The organism is Enterobacter sp. Acro-832 (assembly GCF_011752745.1).
Taxonomy (GTDB): Bacteria; Pseudomonadota; Gammaproteobacteria; order Enterobacterales; family Enterobacteriaceae; genus Enterobacter; species Enterobacter quasiroggenkampii.
In genome coordinates, this window is record NZ_VWWX01000005.1 from 160,501 (window position 1) to 181,353 (window position 20,853).

Here is a 20,853-nt window from a genome sequence, read left to right on the forward strand (position 1 = left end):
CGGCCTACAACAGCACAAAACGTAGGCCCGGTAAGCGTCGCGCCACCGGGCTTTTTACATCAACCTCTGTTACGCATTACCCCTTCCTGCACCGTTGAAGCCACCAGCACGCCGTCCTGAGTATAAAACTCCCCACGCACAAACCCGCGGGCGCTGGATGCCGACGTACTCTCCACGCTGTAGAGCAGCCACTCATTCATGTTGAAGGGACGGTGGAACCACATCGAGTGATCGATCGTTGCGACCTGCATCCCTTTTTCGAGGAAGCCGACGCCGTGCGGCTGCAGCGCCACCGGCAGGAAGTTGAAGTCAGACGCATAGCCCAGCAGATACTGATGGACGCGGAAATCTTCCGGCACGGTGCCGTTGGCGCGGATCCACACCTGGCGTTTTGGCTCGGCGGTGTGGCCTTTCATCGGGTTGTGGAATTCGACGGGGCGGATCTCAAGCGGCTTATCGCAGAGAAACTTCTCTTTGACCTGCGGCGGCAGCAGATGCGCCAGGGCGCGAGCGATATCCGTTTCCGATTTGAGATCGTCCGGCGAGGGGGCAGGGGGCATGACTTTCTGATGCTCATAACCCGGCTCTGGCGCCTGGAAGGAGGCGGTCATGTAAAAGATCGGCTTACCGTTCTGAATGGCCGCGACGCGGCGCGCGCTGAAGCTGTTACCGTCTCGCAGAACTTCAACGTCATACACGATGGGTTTCGCGCTATCGCCAGGGCGTAAGAAGTAGCTGTGGAATGAATGCACCAGACGGTCTGCCGGGACAGTCTCCTTTGCAGCGTACAGCGCTTGTCCAACGACTTGCCCACCGAAGACCTGGCGTAAACCTAAATCTTCGCTTTGTCCGCGAAAGAGTCCTTCCTCAATTTTTTCCAGATTCAGTAATGTCAGCAGATTGTTCAGTGCCTGACTCATAGTTGTCCTCAATAAACGCCGTAGCGAAAGATAGGCAGAGTATAACGCAGAAATGAAAGTGGTCCGATGGGTAGAATAATCTGAATATAGGGATGATTTCAGGCATTAATCAGTGAGTTGTGCCACACTTAACTACGTTATGTGATTGAAACGACATCGGATGGGATCGATCCCGCTGGTGCATTGATGATAAGGAGACTTCAATGAAACTCGTGCCTATGCTAAGTGGTGTAGCGATTGCGGTGGCGTTGTCCGCCTGTGCCGGTAAGAGCGCCCAGGTGCCAGTGCCAGCAGCTGACCCGAACGGGATTAATACCCTTTCGCAGCAGTCCATTCAGCAGCCTAACGTTTCCGGTACCATCTGGATTAAACAGAAAGTTGCGTTGCCGCCGGATGCGGTATTAACGGTGACGCTGTCTGATGCTTCCCTGGCCGACGCGCCGTCGAAAGTCGTGGCTCAGCGTGCCGTCCGTACTGAAGGCAAGCAGGCGCCGTTTAGCTTCGTGTTGCCGTATAACCCGTCGGACGTGCAGCCTAATGCCCGTATTCTGCTGAGCGCAGCGGTCACCATCAACGGTAAGCTGGTGTTTATCACCGATACGGTCCAGGAAGCGATTAATAACGGTGGGACCAAAATCGACCTGAACCTGGTGCCTGTGCAGCAGACCGAAGTGCCGATCGCCCCGCAGACCAATCAGCCGTCCCTGCCAACCCCACCCACTCAGATGTAATGGGTATCCCCCTCTCCTTCGGGAGAGGGGTTAATACACCCACCGGTACTTCTGCAAATCGATCTGACCCGACCCTGACACCTGCACCCCCTCTGAAAGTAACGCCTGACGCTGACGCTGGAGATCCGGACCGGTGAGTGAGATGACGCCATGACGGTTCACCACCCGATGCCAGGGCAACGTACTGCCTTCCGGCAGCCGTTTCAGGACGCCTCCAACCTGTCGCGCCGCGCGCGGGGAACCGGCCAGGCGCGCGACATCACCATAGGTGGTGACATAGCCCTCCGGGATTGAAGCCACGATTTGCCATACGCGCTGTGGAAAGGAGTCGTGCTCGTCCATACCTTCACCTGTGGGGAGTTTCTGGAGAGCCATGGTAAACGAAGATCGTCATGATTGCTGCGCCTGTTTGCGCAAGAAACCAGCATCCGGTTCCTGGCGGCTTGCAATTGGGCCTTCGCACAGGGATAATGCGCCAGCGCGTTGGTTAACAACGCTCTCAATGGGGGCTCTGTTGGTTCTCCCGCAACGCTACTCTGTTCACCAGGTCAGGTCCGGAAGGAAGCAGCCAGGGCAGACGACGTGTGTGCCGGGATGTAGCTGGCAGGGCCCCCACCCATTTCCGCCCTCACAAAATCTTCCTGCTTTCACCTCTCACTTTTGACGGCTATCCCACAATAATATTATGCCTATATCGTGTAATATATATTTCATCGTGCTGAAATATTATTGTCATAAACCTGTAATAATAGTCGGGCATTTTATCATTGGCCGTCTATTTTCTGGCATAACTCAAAAAAATATATATCTGGATAACATTGTTAACTTCGTGTATTAAATAAAGTACTTATTCCGAAGGGAAGTGACAAACATGGCTACAGCGGTATTAAACGTTAAGATTGATGACGCGCTAAAAGAAAGGCTTCGCCACTATGCGGAAGTGAATAACGAGAACTTAAGCGTGACGACAGAGAAACTGCTGCTGCTGGCGTTCGAAGCAGTAGAAGAGGCGGGAGTATCGGAAGAGGATATTGATAATCAGCATACGGAAGAAGAGAGTGTTTCTCCATTTACTCCTAAAGAAATCAAGGCTCTACGTAAACTTCTGAAGAAGAGAAAATGAAACAACAACTGTCAACTGCCAGTGACTACAAAGAGGCCTGCGATCTGTTGCGTTCAGGCTACGTGAAGCATGTACGTCTTGGCTGGAATGTCGGAAGTGATGAGTTCTTTCGTATTGCGTCTGACTGGTGTGATACTGGCGCAAAAATAAAGAAAGACGGTGAAAACTTCGTTATTTCACTGAAAGGTTTTCCTATTCCTGCTCAGCATTAATTCCGGATGGGTGAAAACTGCTGACTGTATCCGTGACAGTCAGCAGTTTTTATTTTTTTATGATCGGCTTCAAACTTTTAATATTAAATCACGCTGCGTTTAACGGCTGGCACGTTTTTATTCAGGGCGAGCCATAACGGTTTAATCCTCAGCAGCGCCTGTTCAAGCTCTGTTGGTTCGAGCGAGAAGGGCATCCGCAAATAGCGGTCAAACGCGCCCGATAAGCCAAACCGCGTACCGGTTCCCAGATTAATCCCCAGAATCTCAGCCCGCGCGGCAAGCTGTGTCGCCAGCATGCCCGGTAGCTCGATCCAGTAAGAGAGCCCGCCTTCCGCTTCATGGAATGTCCAGTCCGGGAAATGTTCACGCAGCAGTTCACCGCATCGATTGCGTCGTTCCGCCAGCATTTTGCGGCGGGCGGGTAGAAACGTCTCGCTGTTGTTGATGAGCCACAGCGCCGCCAGCTGTTCCAGCAGCGGCGAACCTAAATCGAGGGTATCCCGCGTCTGGGCAAGCGTGGCGATCGTGCGCGAGGAGGCGCGGATCCAGCCGAGACGCAGCCCGCCCCAGAAACTTTTTCCGGCGGAGCCTAAGGTGATGACGGTAGCTTGCGGGTTAAAGGAGGCCAGCGGGGGCGGAGGAGGGGCGTCAAACCAGAGATCCACCATCGTTTCATCCACCACCAGCGCCGTACGGGTTTGCGCAGCAATATCGGTAATGGCCTTGCGCGTCGCGATGTCCATACAGCGCCCGGTGGGATTATGAAAATCAGGCATCAGGTACGCCAGGCGCGGCGCGGTTTGGGCAAGCGTGGCGGCGAAGCCATCCGTATCCCAGCCCGTTTCCGGCAGCGACACCCCCACGGGCCGACACTGCGCGCCCTGAATGGCGGCAATCGCCAGCGGATAGGTGGGGTGATCGACCACGACGCGATCCCCGGGCCCGGTCATCATCCGCAGGACCAGCGCGAAGCCGCTGACGGCGCCATTGACCACCATCACTTCGTCCGCGCGGGTGGGAAGGCCCCGCGCGGTATAACGCGCAGCGATGGCCTCCCGCAGCGTTGGCAGTCCTAGCTGATCGTAGCCCGTCAGCGAGAGGTGCTGCGTAATGGCCGTGAGCGCATGGGTATACGCCTGGTGGATCTCCGGCCCGGCATTGAGGGCGGCAGTGGAGAGATCCAGTGCGGCACTCGCTGCGGAAAGCGTGGGAACGGCGCGCGTATCCGGGAGGATCACGCGTGACCCGCTGCCGTGGCGGCTCTCAAGATATCCCTCCTCGCGCAGATGGGCGAGGGCGCTGCTGATGGTGGTCCGGCTTACGTCCAGCGCCGCGGCCAACTCGCGCTCCCCCGGTAGCCGTGTATTCAGTGCCAGACGTCCATCAAGGATTAACAGGCGCAGCGCATCGGCCAGCTGCCGCCAGAGCGGCGTGCGGGATGAGGTTTGCTGCCAGTGGCCTAAAAGGCGTACCAGCGACTGGCTTCCGAAGCGACGTGACGACATATGCAGTCCACTATTTGAAAACTGGACATTAATCATAGTGCCATTTTAGGTCAGGATGAAAGCCTGGTTCACTGGAGAAGATAAAAATGGTACGTCGTCTGCTACAACTCTATGTCGGTTTAGGACTGTATGGCCTGTCCACCGCGATGTTCATTCGTTCCGATTTGGGTGTCGATCCCTGGGATGTTTTTCACCTTGGGGTGGGGATACAGCTGGGGATGACTATCGGGACGGTGATCATTTTAACCGGTGCTGCGGTGCTGCTGCTGTGGATCCCCCTGCGCCAGATGCCGGGCCTGGGCACCATCAGCAACGTGATTTGTATCGGTCTGGCGGCGGACGCCAGCATGGCGCTTATTCCGGAACTGGATTCGTTACCTGTTCGCATCGCTTTCCTGGTGTCGGGCATCGTGATGAACGCGATTGCGACCAGCATGTACATTGGCGCCGGTTTTGGGCCTGGCCCGCGCGACGGCCTGATGACCGGCATTCATGCCCGGCTGGGGTGGTCCATTCGCAGCGTGCGTACCTCCATTGAGGTGTCCGTCCTGCTGATTGGATGCGTGCTTGGCGGCACGTTTGGGGTGGGAACGGTCGTGTATGCCCTGACCATTGGCCCACTTATCCAGCTCTGTCTGCCCTGGTTCCGCCAGAAGCCGCGCGTTGCTGAAATCGCGCAGCCGGAGCGGGTTGTCTAATTTTGCGAAGCGCTCACATGTTTTAACGGCGTCGCTGTGTCACAATAATGAGCCACGACTCACGCGATGCCACAATGCATGAAAGCGATCACTCTCTATGATGTCGCCCTCCTTGCGGGGGTTTCTTATCAGACCGTCTCTCGCGTCATTAACGACGCGGAGCATGTCTCTGCCCGCACGCGGGAAAAGGTGCAGCAGGCGATGGCAGAGCTGCACTACGTGCCTAACCTGCGGGCACAGCAGCTGGCGGGTAAACGCACCCGCACGCTGGGACTCATCACCACCGATCTGGCCCTGCATGCGCCCTCGCAAATTGTGTCGGCGGTAAAATCACGTGCGGCCGAAAAAGGGGCGAGTGTCCTTATCTCCATGGTGGAGCAACCGCAGCAGTGTCAGGCCGCGCTTCAGGCGCTGCTGGCACAGCGGGTGGAGGCGTTGCTGGTGAATGTGCCGCTCGACGATCCTGACGCTGAAGCGCTCAGGGCGCTGGCGTCGCCTGTTCCGGTGCTGTTCCTTGATGTCTCGCCTTCAGCACAGGTAAACAGCCTTGTGTTTAACGCCGGGCAGGGGGCGCATCTGGGCGTTGAGCACCTGCTTTCGCTGGGGCATCAGCATATTGCCCTGCTGAGCGGGCCGGAAAGCTCGGTCTCTGCTCGGGCGCGTCTGGCAGGTTGGAAAGCGGCTCTGGCCCGCGCGGGGCATGACGCCGCTGCGGTGGCTTATGGAGACTGGAGCGCGGCCAGCGGTTATGAGAAAGGGCATGTGCTGCTGTCGGGTAGCGCATTGCCGGATGCCATTCTGGTGGCGAACGATCAAATGGCGCTCGGAGTGATGCGCGCCTGTGCTGAAAAGGGGATCGCGATTCCAGGTCAGATGTCGGTGGTTGGGTTCGACGATACGGCTGACAGCGCCTGGTTTTCCCCGCCGCTGACGACCATTCGCCAGGCATTTCGCGAGGCGGGCGAGCGCAGCGTGGAGTGGCTGCTGACCCCCACCGAAGGCGAGACGTGCTGGCAGGTTCAGCTGCCGGTGGCGCTGGTTACCCGGCATTCCACCGCGCGCCGCGCGCCGCAGCAGGCCGAACGCGAGGATCTGGCGCAGCAGCTCAGAAGTCTGGCACTTCTGGCCGAGCAGCTTGCCCGCAAATAAAACTTTGTGATCGGACTCGCTACCCTGCGATCGAACGCTTTACCGTCGCAGAGTGCCAGGGCATGTTAACCAAAATTGTGAGCGCTTCGCAAAGAGGTTGATATGTCTCATACACCTTCGCTGACCCTCAGCGACATCCTGGCCCGTCGGGACTGGGAAAACCCCGGCGTTACCCAGTGGAACCGCCTGCCCGCACACGCGCCGTTGCACAGCTGGCGTAATGAATCTTCCGCCAGGGATGACGCTGGATCCCTCAGCAGGCGCTCCCTCAACGGGATCTGGCGGTTTAGCTACTTTTCTGCTCCCGAGCGGGTTCCTCAGGCATGGGTCACCGAAGATTGCGCTGATGTCGTCGCGATGCCCGTGCCGTCTAACTGGCAGATGCAGGGGTTCGACACGCCCATCTATACCAATGTCACCTATCCGATCCCCGTTAACCCGCCTTTTGTACCGCAGGAAAACCCGACAGGTTGTTACTCGCTCACATTCGACGTGGATGACGCCTGGCTTCAGAGCGGGCAAACCCGAATTATTTTTGATGGCGTGAACTCGGCGTTCCATCTGTGGTGCAACGGGCAGTGGATAGGCTATTCCCAGGACAGTCGATTGCCCGCCGAGTTTGACCTCTCGGCGGTATTACGCCCCGGGCAAAACCGCCTGGCGGTCATGGTCTTGCGCTGGTGTGACGGCAGCTATCTGGAAGATCAGGACATGTGGCGCATGAGCGGCATTTTCCGTGATGTCTCCCTGCTGCATAAGCCGGAGACGCACATTGCGGATTATCATGTGGTCACCGATCTGAATGCGGAGCTGGACCGCGCGGTGCTGAAAGTCGAGGTCGCGTTGACAGGCGCTGACTACGCGGAGTGCGACGTGGCGATAACGCTGTGGCGCAACGGTGAACGCTGTGGCAGCACCACCCAACGGCCAGGCTCTGCCATTGTGGACGAGCGCGGCAACTGGGCCGAGCGGTTAACGGCGGCGATCCCGGTTACAGCCCCGGCGTTATGGAGTGCGGAAACCCCGGAACTCTATCGCCTGACGATCGCGCTTTTGGATGCGCAGGGCACCGTGCTGGAAACGGAGGCCTGCGATGTCGGCTTCCGCCGGGTTGACATCAGCAACGGCCTGCTGAAGCTCAACGGTAAACCGCTGTTGATCCGCGGGGTTAACCGGCACGAGCATCATCCGGAAAACGGCCAGGTGATGGACGAAGCGACGATGCGTCGCGATATCGAGATCATGAAGCAGCACAACTTCAACGCCGTGCGCTGCTCGCATTACCCGAATCATCCGCTGTGGTACCGGCTTTGCGACCGCTATGGGCTGTACGTTGTTGACGAAGCCAACATCGAAACCCACGGCATGGTGCCGATGAGCCGCCTTGCTGACGATCCGCGCTGGCTGCCCGCCATGAGCGAGCGCGTGACCCGTATGGTGCAGCGCGATCGTAATCATCCCTCAATTATCATCTGGTCGCTGGGCAATGAGTCCGGCCACGGTGCAAATCACGACGCGCTGTACCGCTGGGTGAAATCCACGGATCCGACGCGTCCGGTGCAGTATGAAGGCGGCGGCGCGAACACGGCGGCGACCGATATTGTCTGTCCGATGTATGCCCGGGTCGATCAGGATCAACCCTTCCCGGCGGTGCCTAAATGGTCAATCAAGAAATGGATCGGCATGCCGGATGAAACACGCCCGCTGATCCTCTGCGAATACGCCCACGCGATGGGAAACAGCTTCGGCGGATTCGCGAAATACTGGCAGGCGTTCCGCAGCCATCCTCGCCTGCAGGGGGGATTTGTCTGGGACTGGGTCGATCAGGCATTAACGAAGAAAGACGAAAATGGCAACGCGTTCTGGGCGTACGGCGGGGACTTTGGCGATAAGCCAAACGATCGACAGTTCTGCCTCAACGGCCTGGTCTTCCCCGATCGCACGCCGCACCCGGCGCTGTTCGAGGCGCAGCGCGCGCAGCAGTTCTTCACCTTTACGCGGGTCAGTACCTCTCCGCTGGTGATTGAGGTGCAAAGCGGCTACCTGTTCCGCTATACCGATAACGAGGTGCTGAGCTGGACGGTCAGCCGGGATGGGGAGGTGCTGGTTTCGGGCGAGGTGACGCTGGCGATAGCCCCTGAAGGCGCTCAGCGTCTGGAGATCGCTCTGCCAGAATTGAAAGCCGAACCGGGGGAAGTCTGGCTGAATGTTGAAGTGCGCCAGCTGCGGGCAACGCCGTGGTCACCGGCTGACCATCGCTGCGCGTGGGAGCAGTGGCCGCTTCCGTCTCCGCTGTTTGTCGCACCGCCAGCCTCTGCGGGCGAGCAGCCGGTTTTGACGCAAAACGACCGCATCCTGGCGATCGCGCATGGTCAACAGCGCTGGCAGTTCGATCGCGCATCCGGAAACCTGACCCAATGGTGGCGAAATGGCGTGGAAACGCTGATGTCACCTCTGACGGATAATGTCAGCCGTGCGCCGCTGGACAATGATATTGGCGTGAGTGAAGCGACGAGGATCGATCCGAATGCCTGGGTTGAACGCTGGAAAGCGGCGGGCATGTACGATCTCACCTCGCGCGTTCTGTACTGTGAGGCAGAGCAGCATGCGGGCGAAGTCGTGGTCAACACCCTTCACGTCGGTGAGTATCATGGCAAAACGCTGTTCCTGAGCCGTAAAGTCTGGCGGGTGGATGGCCAGGGGAGGCTGCACGGCGATATTCAGGTCGATATGGCGTCCGATATCCCGGAACCCGCACGTATTGGCCTGAGCGTTCATCTCGCCGAAACGCCGGAAAATGTGTCCTGGCTGGGGCTGGGGCCGCATGAAAACTACCCGGACAGAACGCTGGCGGCACAGCAGGGACGCTGGACATTACCCCTGGCGGAGATGCACACCCCGTATATCTTCCCGACGGAAAATGGTTTGCGCTGTGATACGCGGGAGCTGGTGCTGGGAACGCATCAGCTACATGGCCGGTTCCATTTCTCGGTGAGCCGCTACAGCCAGCAGCAGCTGCGCGAGACAACCCATCACCATCTGCTGCGGGAAGAGCCGGGGTGCTGGCTCAACCTCGACGCGTTCCATATGGGCGTGGGCGGCGACGATTCCTGGAGCCCCAGCGTTTCACCGGAATTCATTTTGCAGACACGCCAGCTTCGCTACACCTTTAGCTGGCAGCAAAATCCTTAACGGATCATTGAGATGCGGCCACAGGGCGTGGCCGCAGGCTTACGCCAGAATGCCGCTCAGACCGTGCAGGCTCATATAAATTCCTACCACGGTAATCAGCGCAGCGGAAATCCACGGCGCTTTACGGGAAAGCTCGTTAAACCCGGGCCAGCGTTTTGTCGCGTGCTTGAGGCTTAAGGCGGCAATCGCACCGGAAGCCACCAGGGTTAACGCCAGCCCAATACTGAAGCTGAACACCAGCGTCGCGCCGAGGGCAAAATGCTTCAGCTGCAGGCAGATCAGCAGAACGGTGATGGATGCCGGGCAGGGGATAAGCCCGCCGGTCAGGCCAAACATCACGATCTGTCCTGTGGTGACGTTTTGTCCGCTAAAGCGCCGGTTGATATCCTGCGCGTGCGCGCGCTGGTGGGCGTCCTGCCACTCCTCTTCAACCAGCGGGTGTTCGTGGTAGTGATGCTCATGATGATGGTCATGAGCATGGTGGTGGTGATGATCATGGTCGTGATGATGATCGTGTGGCTGGCTCTCTTTCCAGGTTCGCCACGCCATCCACAGGGCGATCGCAACGATCAATACCCCTGAGATCAGCTGGAACCAGGGTTCAGACGTATGCGCATCCCATCCCCGCCCAAACCATAAACCCGCCATAGCGATGATCCAGACCACTGCCGTATGGGAAAGCGTGGCTGCCAGGCCGAGCAGGACCGCCTGTTTCAGCGTACCGCGGATAGCCACGATAAAGGCGGCCATCATGGTCTTTGAGTGGCCCGGTTCCAGGCCATGCAGCGCGCCAAGCAGGATGGCGCTGGGAACAAACAGCCAGGCATTACCCTGCTGCAGAAGTGAAGCAAAATCGGTCATGGGGGATTCCGGCGTGGAAAATGTCTGCAAATACTACTCCCCCCCAGTAGGGTAATACTACCCCCCAGTAGAAAAATACTCAGGGGGAGTAGAGCGTGTTATGCTTTAAAAGCCAAAAATAAGGGATAGAGAGATGTCACATACCGTTCGCGACAAGAAAATGTTACTAACTCGGCTGAAGAAAATTCAGGGGCAGAGCAACGCTCTGGAGAAAATGCTGAACAGCGATCACGAATGCGCCGAGGTGTTACAGCAGCTGGCGGCGATCCGCGGGGCGGTCAACGGCATGATGATGCAGGTGATCGAAGGGCATTTAACCGATCATGTGGTGAAAGAACCTGAAGAAGCGCAGCGTGAAGCCGATCTTGGCGTGGTGCTGCAGGTGATCAAATCCTATCTTAAGTAGCGTGCGTGCCGAGGTTATTCTCAGCCCAAAGGATAAATTCCATTTTCGGCAGCGCTTTGCTGTAGTACCAGCCCTGCCCGTACTGCACGCCGTGCTGGTGCAGCCAGGCGAGCTGCCCGGCAGTCTCGACGCCTTCCGCAACCATCGCCAGCTTCAGCGACTTCGACATTTCAATAATGTGTGGCGTCACGTTTTTGTACTCCAGCGCATCCACGAACGATTTATCAATTTTTAGCGTGTCGACATCCAGATCCTGCAGATAGCTCAGGCTGGAATAGCCCGTACCAAAATCATCAATATAGACAGGGTGCCCCGAACGGCGGAATGCGGCGATTGCCGGTGCGCTGATTTTGGGATCGGCAAAGCCGCGCTCGGTGACCTCAAGGGCGATTTGGCCCGGGTGGACCTTCCATTTGTTTAGCAAGTGACTCAGCAGCGGCGGCAGCGTGCCGGAGGTCAAATCGGCGGGCGCGAGGTTGATGGAGATATGCTGATCGGGGTGAAGGTGCAGCCAGTTGCCCATATCCTCGAATACTTTTTCGATAACGAGCTGCGTCAGCTGAGAGATAAGCCCGGTTTGCTCAGCAAGGGGAATAAAGATATCAGGCGAGAGGCTGCTTCCGTCCGGCTGCGGCCAGCGCGTCAGCGCTTCTGCGCCGACAATTTTTCCACTACACAGCGCCACGATGGGCTGATAGTGAACCACAAAATCGCGGCTATTAATGGCGTCAAGCAGGCGGTTGCGCGGCGACTGGATGCGACGCAGTATCCGCAGGACAAAGAGCGCGGCAAGCAGGCTTATCAGGACGCCGAAGGGCAGCCATAAAAGCAGCTGCCGGTGCCAGGTTTCCGCCAGCGGTTTGAGCGTAGCCCATGCGACAACGGTAAACCCCAGTTCAGGTACAGGCTTCATAACGTACATTGAACCGTCGTACTGTATGCTGGTCATCTCCTGACCTTTGATCATGTCACGGATATGCGGATCGAGTGTATTGCTGCTGGCGAAGATACGGTGTGTTGTGCTTCCTACCAGGGCAGCATCAATCGCTATCTCGCCGAAAGGGATGACATCCACCAGTGAGGCCGGATCGACCAGGACAAGGTAATGACCTTGCCCCAGCACGGCCATGTAGCGATGAAACCCAAGATCGTTTTGCGTGGTCAGCCATGCGCTGTAACCGTCTTCGGTAATGCGCATCGGCGGGGGGAAAGGGGCGGCATGGCTGGTTTGCTCAAGAGAGGAGCAGAGCGGCCTGAGGTTGTCGATATAAATCACTTCCTGAACGTATCGCCACGAGAAAGCGACCCGTCGCATCTCTCTTAACTGCAACGGGCTGCACGGCACGCCCTCAAAGGCCTGCAGATGATTAAGCGCTTCTTTCGCCTGATCCACGACCTTGTCGGTGCGTATCAGCACGCGTGAGGCATAGTTTTCCAGCGCATCGACAAATTTATCTTCCGCCTGGCGATGGGCCAGCCAGATGCTCAGGCAAATGGGGACCAGCACGGAAAAGATGAGTACGCCAGTCACCAGACTGACCAGATGTCGGGTTTTCATGCTGTCGTGTCCTTCCTCGTATACCCGTTCCTGAGCACTGAGTTCCCTGCCTGAAGAGAAAGATTTTACCGCGAAATGATATAGTTATAGCACGTGGGTGGCCTGGTTTTCATTTTATCTCAGGTAAACCAGAAAATATCATCAAAGGGGAGGGGTTGTTTTTTGAATCTGGCCTGGATATTATTTTGTTATGTTATAACAAAACATAAAGGATTGACGATGAAACCCAATATCCATCCCGCCTATCGCACCGTAGTCTTCCATGACACCAGCGCGAATGAATACTTCAAAGTGGGCTCAACCATTAAGACCGACCGCGAAATTGAACTCGACGGTGAAACGTATCCGTATATCACCATCGAGGTTTCTTCAAAATCGCACCCGTTTTATACCGGTAAGCAGAAAACGTTCTCCACGGACGGTAGCGCAGCACGCTTCCGCAAGCGTTTTGGCGGTTTTCTCAATGCGAAGCGGGGCTAACCATGCAGGTACTTAACTCATTGCGCAGTGCAAAACAGCGTCACCCGGATTGCCAGATAGTCAAACGCAAGGGACGCTTGTACGTGATATGCAAATCCAATCCGCGCTTTAAGGCGGTTCAGGGACGTAAAAAAAGACGCTAAACGCGCGTTTCTCGCCAGCTTTCCAGGGATCTTTTCTGTTTGCCATCGGCAGTAAAATTGTCGGTGGCAAGCCAGCGCTCAAAGGCGTTCGCCAGCGTCGGCCACTCTTTATCGAGAATCGAAAACCAGTCGGTATCCCGGTTATGGCCTTTTATCACCAGCGCCTGACGAAAACGCCCCTCAAACTGAAAACCCAGACGCAGGGCGGCCTTGCGGGAAGGTTCGTTCAGGCTATTACACTTCCACTCATAACGCCGGTAGCCCAGGGTATCGAACACATACCGCATCAGCAGATATTGCGCCTCTGTTGACATGGGCGTGCGGCTTAAAAGAGGCGAGAAGTGAACGTGCCCCACCTCCACGACCCCGTTTTTAGGATCGATCCGCATCAGGGACAGCGTCCCGATCGGAGACCGGGTCTGGTTATCCATAACGGTAAAGTGTATGGGATCGGATAACTCACTCACGCTCGCCACCCATTCGGCAAACTCCTCTGCGGTAGCGTCGGGTTCACGCAGCAGCCACGTCCAGCTGCGCGTATCTCCGGCCAGGGAATATGCGGAGAACAGCGCGTTGGCATGCTCCACGCGCAGCGGCTCAAGGCGACAATACCGGCCCTGAAGCACGACCCGGGATGGGGGCTGACGAGGTTGCCAGTCGCTAAGCGCTTCACCCACCGGCTGTCCGAACTGATTGAATGTCTTCATCTTAATTTCCGTGACGTTGAAAAGAGTTTCAGACTAGTGAATTGCTGGTTCCTTAAAAAGAACCACTGCGCTATGTTTTGATGGTGCCACGAGGAGGCGAAATGAATATACCGGGTGATGAATTTTATACCTTGCTCAACGCAGCCCTGAAAAAACGCGGGGAAGAGACGCTCCAGCGCGCGCTTTATCTTGCTTTACGGGAGGCGATTCTGTGCGGAAGACTCCTGTCCGGCAGCCAGCTTCCCGGTTCGCGAACGCTGGCCCAGCAGCTCTCCCTTTCCCGCAATACCGTCAATGCGTCGCTGGACCAGCTCACGCTGGAAGGGTATTTGCAGCGTAACCGCCAGGGAACGCGGGTGGCACAGCTGGCTTACCGCTCGGCCACCCGGACATTGCCGGACCCTGACATCAGGCTCGCCCGGCGGGTTGGCCTGCTACCTGCGCCGGTGCAACGGGATACCCCGGTACTGGCATTTACGCCGGGGACACCCGCCATCAACTATTTCCCTCTGCCGCTGTGGCGGCGATTGTACGATCGCGTGATGCGGGAGGAGGGAAATGCCCTGCTGGGGTATGGCGACCCGGCCGGTGAACCGTCGCTGCGGGCAGCGATTGCCCGGCATCTCGCCCTGTCCCGCGGTATCGACTGCGACGCGAGCCAGATTGTGATCACGGAAGGCGCGCTTGAGGGTGTCAACCTGTGCACGATGCTGTTGAGCGAGCCGGGGGATATCGCCTGGGTAGAAAACCCCGGCTATAGCGGGGCAAAAAGCGCGTTTGTTAAAACCGGACTGACCATGACGGGGATCCCGGTTGATGACGAGGGAATGTGCTGTGAGGGACTGAATGCCCCTTCTCCCTCGTTAATTTTTACCTCACCTTCACACCAGTTCCCCTACGGAAGCGTGCTCAGCGCCCGACGGCGTCTGGCGCTGCTGGAGCTCGCCCGGCAGCACAACGCGTGGATCATCGAAGACGATTACGACAGCGAATTCCGTTATGCCGGTGAGCCCGTGCCGGCGATGCTGGGAATGGTCAACAATGCGCCCGTGGTTTATCTGGGGACGTTCAGTAAAACGCTGTTTCCGTCGCTCCGAATAGGGTTCATGGTCTTGCCGCCTGCGCTGGCGAAGGCGGTTCGTCCGGCCATCGGCTCGTTGTTGCGCGGTGGGCATCGTGCCGAACAGCGCACGCTGGCGCTGTTTATCGAAGAAGGTCACTATGCCCGTCATCTTGCCGCCATGCGTCGGCTCTATCGTAAGCGATACCGCCAGCTGCGGGAGGTGCTGGGCGCAGAGCTTCATGCGCCGCACCGTATTCTGGCCGGTGAAGGCGGGATGCATCTGACGCTGGCGATAGACGATATTGATGACCAGAAACTGGTGGAGCAGGCGAGGGCGTTTCAGCTGGCACCCGCTGCATTGAGCGGGTACTACCTGGAGGCGAAGCAGGGGCAAACCGGTCTGGTTTTAGGTTACGGCAATACCTCTGCTTCTCAGTTTGCGCCGGGGATCCGGCGTCTGCAGGCGCTCATTACGCAGCAGCAGGGCGCGAAAGGGTAAAGACGTCATAGAAAGAGAGCTGACCTTTGGTAGAGACCATTTTCTGCAGCTTCTCTTTTTGCACGGTTTCAACGGCCGGAGAGTGCAGAATGCTGTCGATCAGCTCCTCTGGCACGTAACGCGTGTTGTACCATTCGCCGTTATAGCAGACCCGGAAATCGAGGACGTCGATATCTTCGTAACGGTAGCGCGGATTCACGTCGAAAAAGAAAAAGGCGTTAAAGACCACAAACAGCACAACCAGCAGCCAGACGGAGTCCACCAGTGTTTCAGACTTCAGCATCACAATAAGCGTCGCCAGCCAGGCGGCATACATGGCGACAAACAGTCCAGGATGTTTGCGAATAAAGCTAATGCTAAAGCGCGGGCGATTGTCGCGCTTTTCGCGGAGGTTAAGATCGTCGATGGTAGCGGTGAGCAGGCGCTGTATCTCGGTCATTTTTTGCCTTTATGAGAGTTGACAATACAGGGTGTCTGCCAATTTTAGGGGAGCCATTGGGCTGAAAAAAGTAACAGTCTGGCGCTAAAAGACCATAACAGTTGGCTCCCCACTCCCTCACAGCGTTTTGATGATTTTTGCCGGATTGCCGCCCACGACAACGTTAGCCGGGACGTCTTTCGTCACCACGGCACCGGAGGCCACCACCACATTATCACCAATGGTGACGCCAGGGTTAATAACCGCCCGACCACCGATCCAGACATTATTCCCAATGGTGACGGGTTTGCCAAACTCCACGCCGCTGTTCCGTTCCTCTGCATCCAGCGGATGGGTGGCCGTATAAATATGTACACCCGGCGCGAGCATGCAGTTATCGCCGATACGAACGGGGCAGACATCCAGCATCACGCAGTCGAAGTTCGCGTAAAAGTTTTTACCCAGAGAGATGTTATATCCATAGTCGCAGCGGAAGCTCGGTTCGATATAAGCGCCTTCGCTTTGCCCCAGCAGTTCCGCCAGGATGTTCTGGCGTTCTGTCTTGTCATCGGGCGCGGTGTGGTTATAGCGGTACACCAGATGGCGGGCCCGCAGTCTGTCGGCCCGTAACGTCTCATCGCCGGGGCGGTAGTGTTCACCGGCAATCATCTTCTGTTTTTCTACGCTCATAGGAAACCTCTCTGGAAAAGATTACCGCAGAGTAATAGGAACAGGCCAGGAGGGGAACGTTCCCGAAAAGCCGATGTGACTGGCGTCACAACAATGTTGCTGATAAACACGTTTTACACGGAGACCTGGCCTGGGCACAGGGAGCATAACGGGATAGGTAAAAACAGCTTAGAACGTGGCGTAGAACTCTACAGACACCCTTCAAACATTAACGGACAAATTTCCATACAGAAGTAGGGATTTTGTCATACAGCTTATTCATGGTTAGTTCAGCAAGACGATGGTCCGCGGCTGAATAAAATACGGCCAGTTCATTATCAGAAAGCTCGTATTTATTCTTTTCAATGACGCGTTCGAGCGTGTCAATTGACTGACAACGTCGTAAGCGCATCAAATAATCGATTTTTGTGAGTGGTTTATCAGACATAAATTCACCTTAGTAATTGTAATAATTTTAACAGGAAAGACTAACCGGGTTAGCTCTGCTCACGTTGACGAAACAGCGGAATAGCCGGTTTCCCGATTTACGCCATTTTTGCAAATCCTGGGCGTTAATGCCGTAACTACTGAACAACATAAAGGTGTCGTCCAGGTATTCATCAATTTGCTCAATGAGCTTATTATCTTCATTGTACTTAATTTTATAATTAAGTGCGAAGGTTGCGATATGCTCTATCAGCTCATTCAACTGTAAATTGATGGCAGACGTTGGGTCGTTTACCCAGCCATGGTTACTTTCATCAAGGTTGGCAAGGCAGTCATGGTACAAGGATTCGCAGAGAAATTTCAACTGCGCGATATCATGCCTTTTTGGCGAGTACTCGTCCATAGCGCATCCCCTTCTGAGTGATTTCTTACTCACCGAACATCATAGTCGGGATGGATACAACTGACTTAGCTACATGAGTGCTGTGTTCCTGATAACTTAACTATAAGCCACTCCTTCCTGGATTTCATCGCGCTATTACGAAAAATTACAAATAAAACCGTAGACTGCGAGCATGTACGCAATGTTCCGTCCTGGACACCCTTTTTTTATCCAAATTAACGCGATTTTTTATCGCATCCTTACGTTTCATTGGCTTAGCAAAACGGCCTGAAAAGTTCAGATTCGAACTTCTCTTTGTCAGAACTTCTTATTAGGAATATTCCTAATAGCTTAAGCGGGGAAATGAAATTAAAAAAATCCTGAATTCACCGATTAAGTTATCAGTTAATTATGATATGTCTAATTAAGATGGCAGAAAATAAATAGAACCACAATAAGCGTAATTTATGATTTTTTCTGAAAATGAAAAAGGCCGCTAATGCGGCCTTTTTATCATGTGAAACCGGTATCAGTGAGGTTCTACCGAATGCGTGTGTTCAATATCCTCATTTTTCCGGCTGAAGCGGCGGCGAACCACCACGAAGAACACCGGTACGAAGAAGATAGCGAGTACGGTTGCGGTAACCATACCACCCATAACGCCTGTACCAACCGCGTTCTGCGCACCGGAGCCAGCACCGGAGCTGATAACCAGCGGCAGTACGCCGAGGATAAACGCCAGTGATGTCATCAGGATTGGGCGCAGACGCATACGAACAGCCTCAAGCGTCGCCTCAATCAGACCTTTACCTTCTTTCTCCATCAGATCTTTGGCGAATTCAACGATAAGTATCGCGTTCTTCGCCGACAAGCCAATGGTTGTCAGCAGGCCTACCTGGAAGTACACGTCGTTGGTCAGTCCACGGAACGTTGCCGCAAGCAGCGCACCGATAACCCCAAGCGGTACCACCAGCATAACGGAGAACGGAATTGACCAGCTCTCGTACAGCGCTGCCAGACACAGGAAGACGACGATCAGTGAAATCGCGTACAGGGCAGGGGCCTGGTTTCCGGACAGACGTTCCTGATAGGACATACCGGTCCAGTCGTAGCCGATCCCAGAAGGCAGTTTGCTCGCCAGCTCTTCCATCAGGTTCATGGCTTCACCGGTGCTTCGGCCCGGAGCGGCCTGACCCAGGATCTCCATCGATGGCAGACCGTTATAGCGTTCCAGACGCGGCGAACCGTATTCCCAGCGAGACGTTGAGAACGCCGAGAACGGTACCATCTGACCATTGCTGCCGCGCACGAACCAGCTGTTGATATCGTTTGGCAACATACGGTATTGCGCCTCGGACATCACGTACACTTTCTTCACGCGACCGCGGTCGATGAAGTCGTTAACGTAGCTACCGCCCCAGGCGGCGCCCAGCGTGGTATTGATGTCACTGATGGATACGCCCAGCGCCTGAGCTTTCTCCTGGTCGATGTCGATTTTGTACTGCGGCGTATCTTCCAGGCCGTTCGGACGCACGCCGACCAGCAGGTCAGGGTGCTTAGCCACTTCGCCAAACAGCTGGTTACGCGCCTGCGTCAGTTTTTCGTGACCCAGACCGCCCTGGTCAATCAGCTGGAAGTCGAAGCCGGTCGCGGTACCCAGTTCAACAATCGCTGGCAGGTTGAAGGCGAAGACCATCGCATCTTTAATCTGCGAGAAGGTGCCCATCGCACGGCCGGTAATGGCTTCAACCTTGTTCTCTTTGCCCGGACGTTCAGACCAGTCTTTCAGAGAAACGAAGGCAATACCGGTGTTCTGACCACGACCCGCAAAGCCAAAGCCGTTAACCGCAAACACGGATTCAACGTTGTCTTTCTCTTTGGTGAGGTAGTAGTCCGTCACTTCGTCCAGCACTTTCTGGGTACGCTCTTGCGACGCGCCCGCAGGAAGCTGTGCCATCGTCAGGAACACGCCCTGGTCTTCATCCGGCAGGAACGAGCTTGGCAGACGAACGAACAGGAACGCCATCCCCACGACGATGATGATATAGAGCAGCAGGTAACGACCGGTGCTGCGCAGGATGTTGCCCACGCTGTCGGTGTAGTGGTGCGTGCTCTTATCAAACATGCGGTTAAACCAGCCGAAGAACCCTTTATGCTCGCCGTGACCGCCTTTCTGAATCGGCTTCAGCATGGTGGCACACAGCGCAGGCGTCAGGATCAACGCGACCAGCACCGACAGCGCCATCGCGGAAACGATGGTAATTGAGAACTGACGGTAAATCGCACCGGTAGAGCCCCCGAAGAAGGCCATCGGGATAAATACCGCAGACAGCACCATCGCGATACCGACCAGCGCGCCCTGGATCTGACCCATTGATTTACGGGTCGCTTCCTTCGGCGGCAGACCTTCTTCCGCCATTACGCGCTCGACGTTCTCGACCACGACGATGGCGTCATCCACCAGCAGGCCGATGGCGAGCACCATCCCGAACATCGTCAGGGTGTTTATCGAGTAGCCAAATATCGACAGGATCGCAAAGGTCCCGAGCAGAACAACCGGCACGGCAATCGTTGGGATAAGCGTCGCGCGGAAGTTTTGCAGGAACAGGTACATCACCAGGAACACCAGGATGATGGCTTCTACCAGCGTTTTAACCACTTCGTGAATCGAAATTTTGACGAACGGCGTGGTGTCATACGGGTAAACGATTTTCAGACCTGACGGGAAGAACGGTTCCATCTTCTTCAGCTCTGCGCGGATCGCCGTGGCGGTGTCCAGGGCGTTAGCCCCTGTCGCCAGTTTGATACCCAGACCGGAAGCCGGTTTACCGTTGAACTTCGCGATGATGTCGTAGTTCTCACCGCCCAGCTCGACTTTAGCCACGTCGCGCAGGCGAACCTGGGAACCGTCCTGATTCACTTTCAGCAGAATTTTGCTGAACTCATCGGCAGAGGTCAGACGGGTCTGTGCAATGATCGAGGCGTTAAGCTGCTGGCCTTTCACCGGCGGCGTACCGCCTAACTGACCGGCTGCCACCTGGGCGTTCTGCGCTTTAATCGCATTGATCACGTCAACGGGGGTCAGCTGGAAGTTGTTCAGTTTGTTCGGATCCATCCAGATACGCATCGCGTACTGAGAACCGAACAGTTGAACGTCACCCACACCGGAAGTACGGCTGATGGCGTCCTTCATGTTGGCACCCACGTAGTCGGAAATATCCTCCTGCGTCATGGTGCCGTTGGTGTTGATAACGCCGACAACCATCAGGAAGCTGCTGGACGATTTCTCGACGCTCACACCCTGCTGTTGTACTTCCTGCGGCAGCAGAGGCATCGCCAGCTGCAGTTTGTTCTGCACCTGAACCTGCGCAATGTCAGCATCCGTACCTGACTGGAAGGTCAGGGTGATCTGAACTGTACCGGTAGAGTCACTGTTTGAGGACATGTACATCAGGTTATCGATACCGTTCATGTTCTGTTCGATAACCTGAGTGACGGTGTCCTGCACCGTTTTCGCATCAGCCCCCGGGTAGGTTGCGGAGATAGTCACCGCCGGTGGCGCAATCGTTGGATATTGCGCGACAGGCAGCTTCAGGATCGCAAGTCCCCCGGCCAGCATGATGATAATGGCGATCACCCACGCAAATATGGGGCGATCGATAAAGAAATTAGGCATGTCTTAACGGCTCC

20 protein-coding genes, 1 other RNA gene and 1 pseudogene are annotated in these 20,853 nt (G+C 56.0%); 11 read left to right on the forward strand and 11 right to left on the reverse strand.

Annotated features, from left to right (window positions below; all coding sequences use genetic code 11):
* Positions 1 to 59: 59 nt before the first annotated feature.
* A complete protein-coding gene (gene tesB / locus F3J31_RS17955; RefSeq protein ID WP_023293157.1) occupies positions 60 to 920 on the reverse strand; it encodes an acyl-CoA thioesterase II in 861 nt (286 codons plus the stop codon).
* Between the two features lie 203 nt (positions 921 to 1,123).
* Here tesB and F3J31_RS17960 point away from each other — a divergent pair, with 203 nt between their 5' ends.
* The gene (locus tag F3J31_RS17960; RefSeq protein ID WP_045909766.1) at positions 1,124 to 1,651 is read left to right on the forward strand and encodes a YbaY family lipoprotein; all 528 of its coding nucleotides are present in this window, start codon (positions 1,124 to 1,126) and stop codon (positions 1,649 to 1,651) included.
* Between the two features lie 30 nt (positions 1,652 to 1,681).
* Here the strand turns inward: F3J31_RS17960 and F3J31_RS17965 are convergent.
* A pseudogene (locus tag F3J31_RS17965) lies at positions 1,682 to 2,079 on the reverse strand (MGMT family protein).
* Between the two features lie 84 nt (positions 2,080 to 2,163).
* Here F3J31_RS17965 and ffs point away from each other — a divergent pair.
* The 3 genes from ffs to F3J31_RS17980 all read left to right on the forward strand — a co-directional run bounded on the left by ffs (position 2,164) and on the right by F3J31_RS17980 (position 2,986).
* An RNA gene (ffs, locus tag F3J31_RS17970) (signal recognition particle sRNA small type) lies at positions 2,164 to 2,260 on the forward strand.
* Between the two features lie 262 nt (positions 2,261 to 2,522).
* Positions 2,523 to 2,774 carry a hypothetical protein gene (locus tag F3J31_RS17975; protein WP_023310587.1) on the forward strand — a complete coding sequence of 84 codons (252 nt, stop codon included), beginning with the start codon at positions 2,523 to 2,525 and terminating at the stop codon, positions 2,772 to 2,774.
* Complete coding sequence (locus F3J31_RS17980) at positions 2,771 to 2,986, forward strand: hypothetical protein (RefSeq protein WP_008503298.1); 216 nt, start codon at positions 2,771 to 2,773, stop codon at positions 2,984 to 2,986. The genes F3J31_RS17975 and F3J31_RS17980 overlap by 4 nt, the downstream gene beginning before the upstream one ends.
* An 83-nt stretch (positions 2,987 to 3,069) precedes the next feature.
* Here the strand turns inward: F3J31_RS17980 and F3J31_RS17985 are convergent, their stop codons facing one another.
* Positions 3,070 to 4,491, reverse strand: a complete 1,422-nt coding sequence (locus F3J31_RS17985) for a PLP-dependent aminotransferase family protein (protein ID WP_167214479.1) — start codon at positions 4,489 to 4,491, stop codon at positions 3,070 to 3,072.
* An 86-nt stretch (positions 4,492 to 4,577) separates the two neighbouring features.
* Here F3J31_RS17985 and F3J31_RS17990 point away from each other — a divergent pair, with 86 nt between their 5' ends.
* From F3J31_RS17990 to F3J31_RS18000, 3 genes are all read left to right on the forward strand, one after another.
* Positions 4,578 to 5,189, forward strand: coding sequence for a membrane protein (locus F3J31_RS17990; RefSeq protein WP_032656565.1), 612 nt, complete (start codon positions 4,578 to 4,580; stop codon positions 5,187 to 5,189).
* 78 nt (positions 5,190 to 5,267) lie between these two features.
* Positions 5,268 to 6,338, forward strand: coding sequence for a LacI family DNA-binding transcriptional regulator (locus F3J31_RS17995; RefSeq protein ID WP_167214482.1), 1,071 nt, complete (start codon positions 5,268 to 5,270; stop codon positions 6,336 to 6,338).
* A 102-nt stretch (positions 6,339 to 6,440) separates the two neighbouring features.
* Positions 6,441 to 9,530 carry a beta-galactosidase gene (locus F3J31_RS18000; RefSeq protein ID WP_167214485.1) on the forward strand — a complete coding sequence of 1,030 codons (3,090 nt, stop codon included), beginning with the start codon at positions 6,441 to 6,443 and terminating at the stop codon, positions 9,528 to 9,530.
* Positions 9,531 to 9,569: 39 nt separating this feature from the next.
* Here the strand turns inward: F3J31_RS18000 and F3J31_RS18005 are convergent, their stop codons facing one another.
* The gene (locus F3J31_RS18005; protein WP_167214489.1) at positions 9,570 to 10,391 is read right to left on the reverse strand and encodes a nickel/cobalt efflux protein RcnA; all 822 of its coding nucleotides are present in this window, start codon (positions 10,389 to 10,391) and stop codon (positions 9,570 to 9,572) included.
* A gap of 133 nt (positions 10,392 to 10,524) precedes the next feature.
* Here F3J31_RS18005 and F3J31_RS18010 point away from each other — a divergent pair, with 133 nt between their 5' ends.
* Positions 10,525 to 10,797 (forward strand): metal/formaldehyde-sensitive transcriptional repressor, encoded by a 273-nt coding sequence (locus F3J31_RS18010; RefSeq protein WP_024906840.1) that lies wholly within the window; start codon positions 10,525 to 10,527, stop codon positions 10,795 to 10,797.
* Here F3J31_RS18010 and F3J31_RS18015 read toward each other — a convergent pair.
* A complete protein-coding gene (locus F3J31_RS18015) occupies positions 10,790 to 12,355 on the reverse strand; it encodes an EAL domain-containing protein (RefSeq protein WP_167214492.1) in 1,566 nt (521 codons plus the stop codon). The genes F3J31_RS18010 and F3J31_RS18015 overlap by 8 nt on opposite strands.
* Before the next feature lie 219 nt (positions 12,356 to 12,574).
* On the opposite strand from F3J31_RS18015, the gene F3J31_RS18020 reads away from it, so the two are divergent.
* Positions 12,575 to 12,835 (forward strand): type B 50S ribosomal protein L31, encoded by a 261-nt coding sequence (locus F3J31_RS18020; protein ID WP_006176933.1) that lies wholly within the window; start codon positions 12,575 to 12,577, stop codon positions 12,833 to 12,835.
* A 2-nt stretch (positions 12,836 to 12,837) separates the two neighbouring features.
* Complete coding sequence (gene ykgO / locus F3J31_RS18025; protein WP_003859006.1) at positions 12,838 to 12,978, forward strand: type B 50S ribosomal protein L36; 141 nt, start codon at positions 12,838 to 12,840, stop codon at positions 12,976 to 12,978.
* Here the strand turns inward: ykgO and F3J31_RS18030 are convergent.
* Positions 12,975 to 13,685: a GNAT family protein gene (locus F3J31_RS18030; protein ID WP_167214494.1), complete on the reverse strand. Its 711-nt coding sequence runs from the start codon at positions 13,683 to 13,685 to the stop codon at positions 12,975 to 12,977. The two genes, ykgO and F3J31_RS18030, sit on opposite strands and share 4 nt — an antisense overlap.
* 101 nt (positions 13,686 to 13,786) lie before the next feature.
* Between F3J31_RS18030 and F3J31_RS18035 the strand changes: the two genes are divergently transcribed.
* Positions 13,787 to 15,247 carry a PLP-dependent aminotransferase family protein gene (locus F3J31_RS18035; RefSeq protein WP_167214497.1) on the forward strand — a complete coding sequence of 487 codons (1,461 nt, stop codon included), beginning with the start codon at positions 13,787 to 13,789 and terminating at the stop codon, positions 15,245 to 15,247.
* Here the strand turns inward: F3J31_RS18035 and F3J31_RS18040 are convergent.
* From F3J31_RS18040 to acrB, 5 genes are all read right to left on the reverse strand, one after another.
* Positions 15,219 to 15,686 carry a YlaC family protein gene (locus F3J31_RS18040; protein WP_045909756.1) on the reverse strand — a complete coding sequence of 156 codons (468 nt, stop codon included), beginning with the start codon at positions 15,684 to 15,686 and terminating at the stop codon, positions 15,219 to 15,221. The two genes, F3J31_RS18035 and F3J31_RS18040, sit on opposite strands and share 29 nt — an antisense overlap.
* Positions 15,687 to 15,803: 117 nt before the next feature.
* Positions 15,804 to 16,355: a maltose O-acetyltransferase gene (gene maa / locus F3J31_RS18045; RefSeq protein WP_167214500.1), complete on the reverse strand. Its 552-nt coding sequence runs from the start codon at positions 16,353 to 16,355 to the stop codon at positions 15,804 to 15,806.
* Between the two features lie 208 nt (positions 16,356 to 16,563).
* The gene (locus F3J31_RS18050) at positions 16,564 to 16,782 is read right to left on the reverse strand and encodes an HHA domain-containing protein (protein WP_008499287.1); all 219 of its coding nucleotides are present in this window, start codon (positions 16,780 to 16,782) and stop codon (positions 16,564 to 16,566) included.
* 27 nt (positions 16,783 to 16,809) lie between these two features.
* Entirely contained in the window at positions 16,810 to 17,184 is a 375-nt protein-coding gene (gene tomB / locus F3J31_RS18055; protein WP_008499288.1) for an Hha toxicity modulator TomB, read from the reverse strand.
* Positions 17,185 to 17,692: 508 nt separating this feature from the next.
* Positions 17,693 to 20,839 (reverse strand): multidrug efflux RND transporter permease subunit AcrB, encoded by a 3,147-nt coding sequence (gene acrB, locus F3J31_RS18060; RefSeq protein WP_045909754.1) that lies wholly within the window; start codon positions 20,837 to 20,839, stop codon positions 17,693 to 17,695.
* Positions 20,840 to 20,853 lie beyond the last annotated feature (14 nt).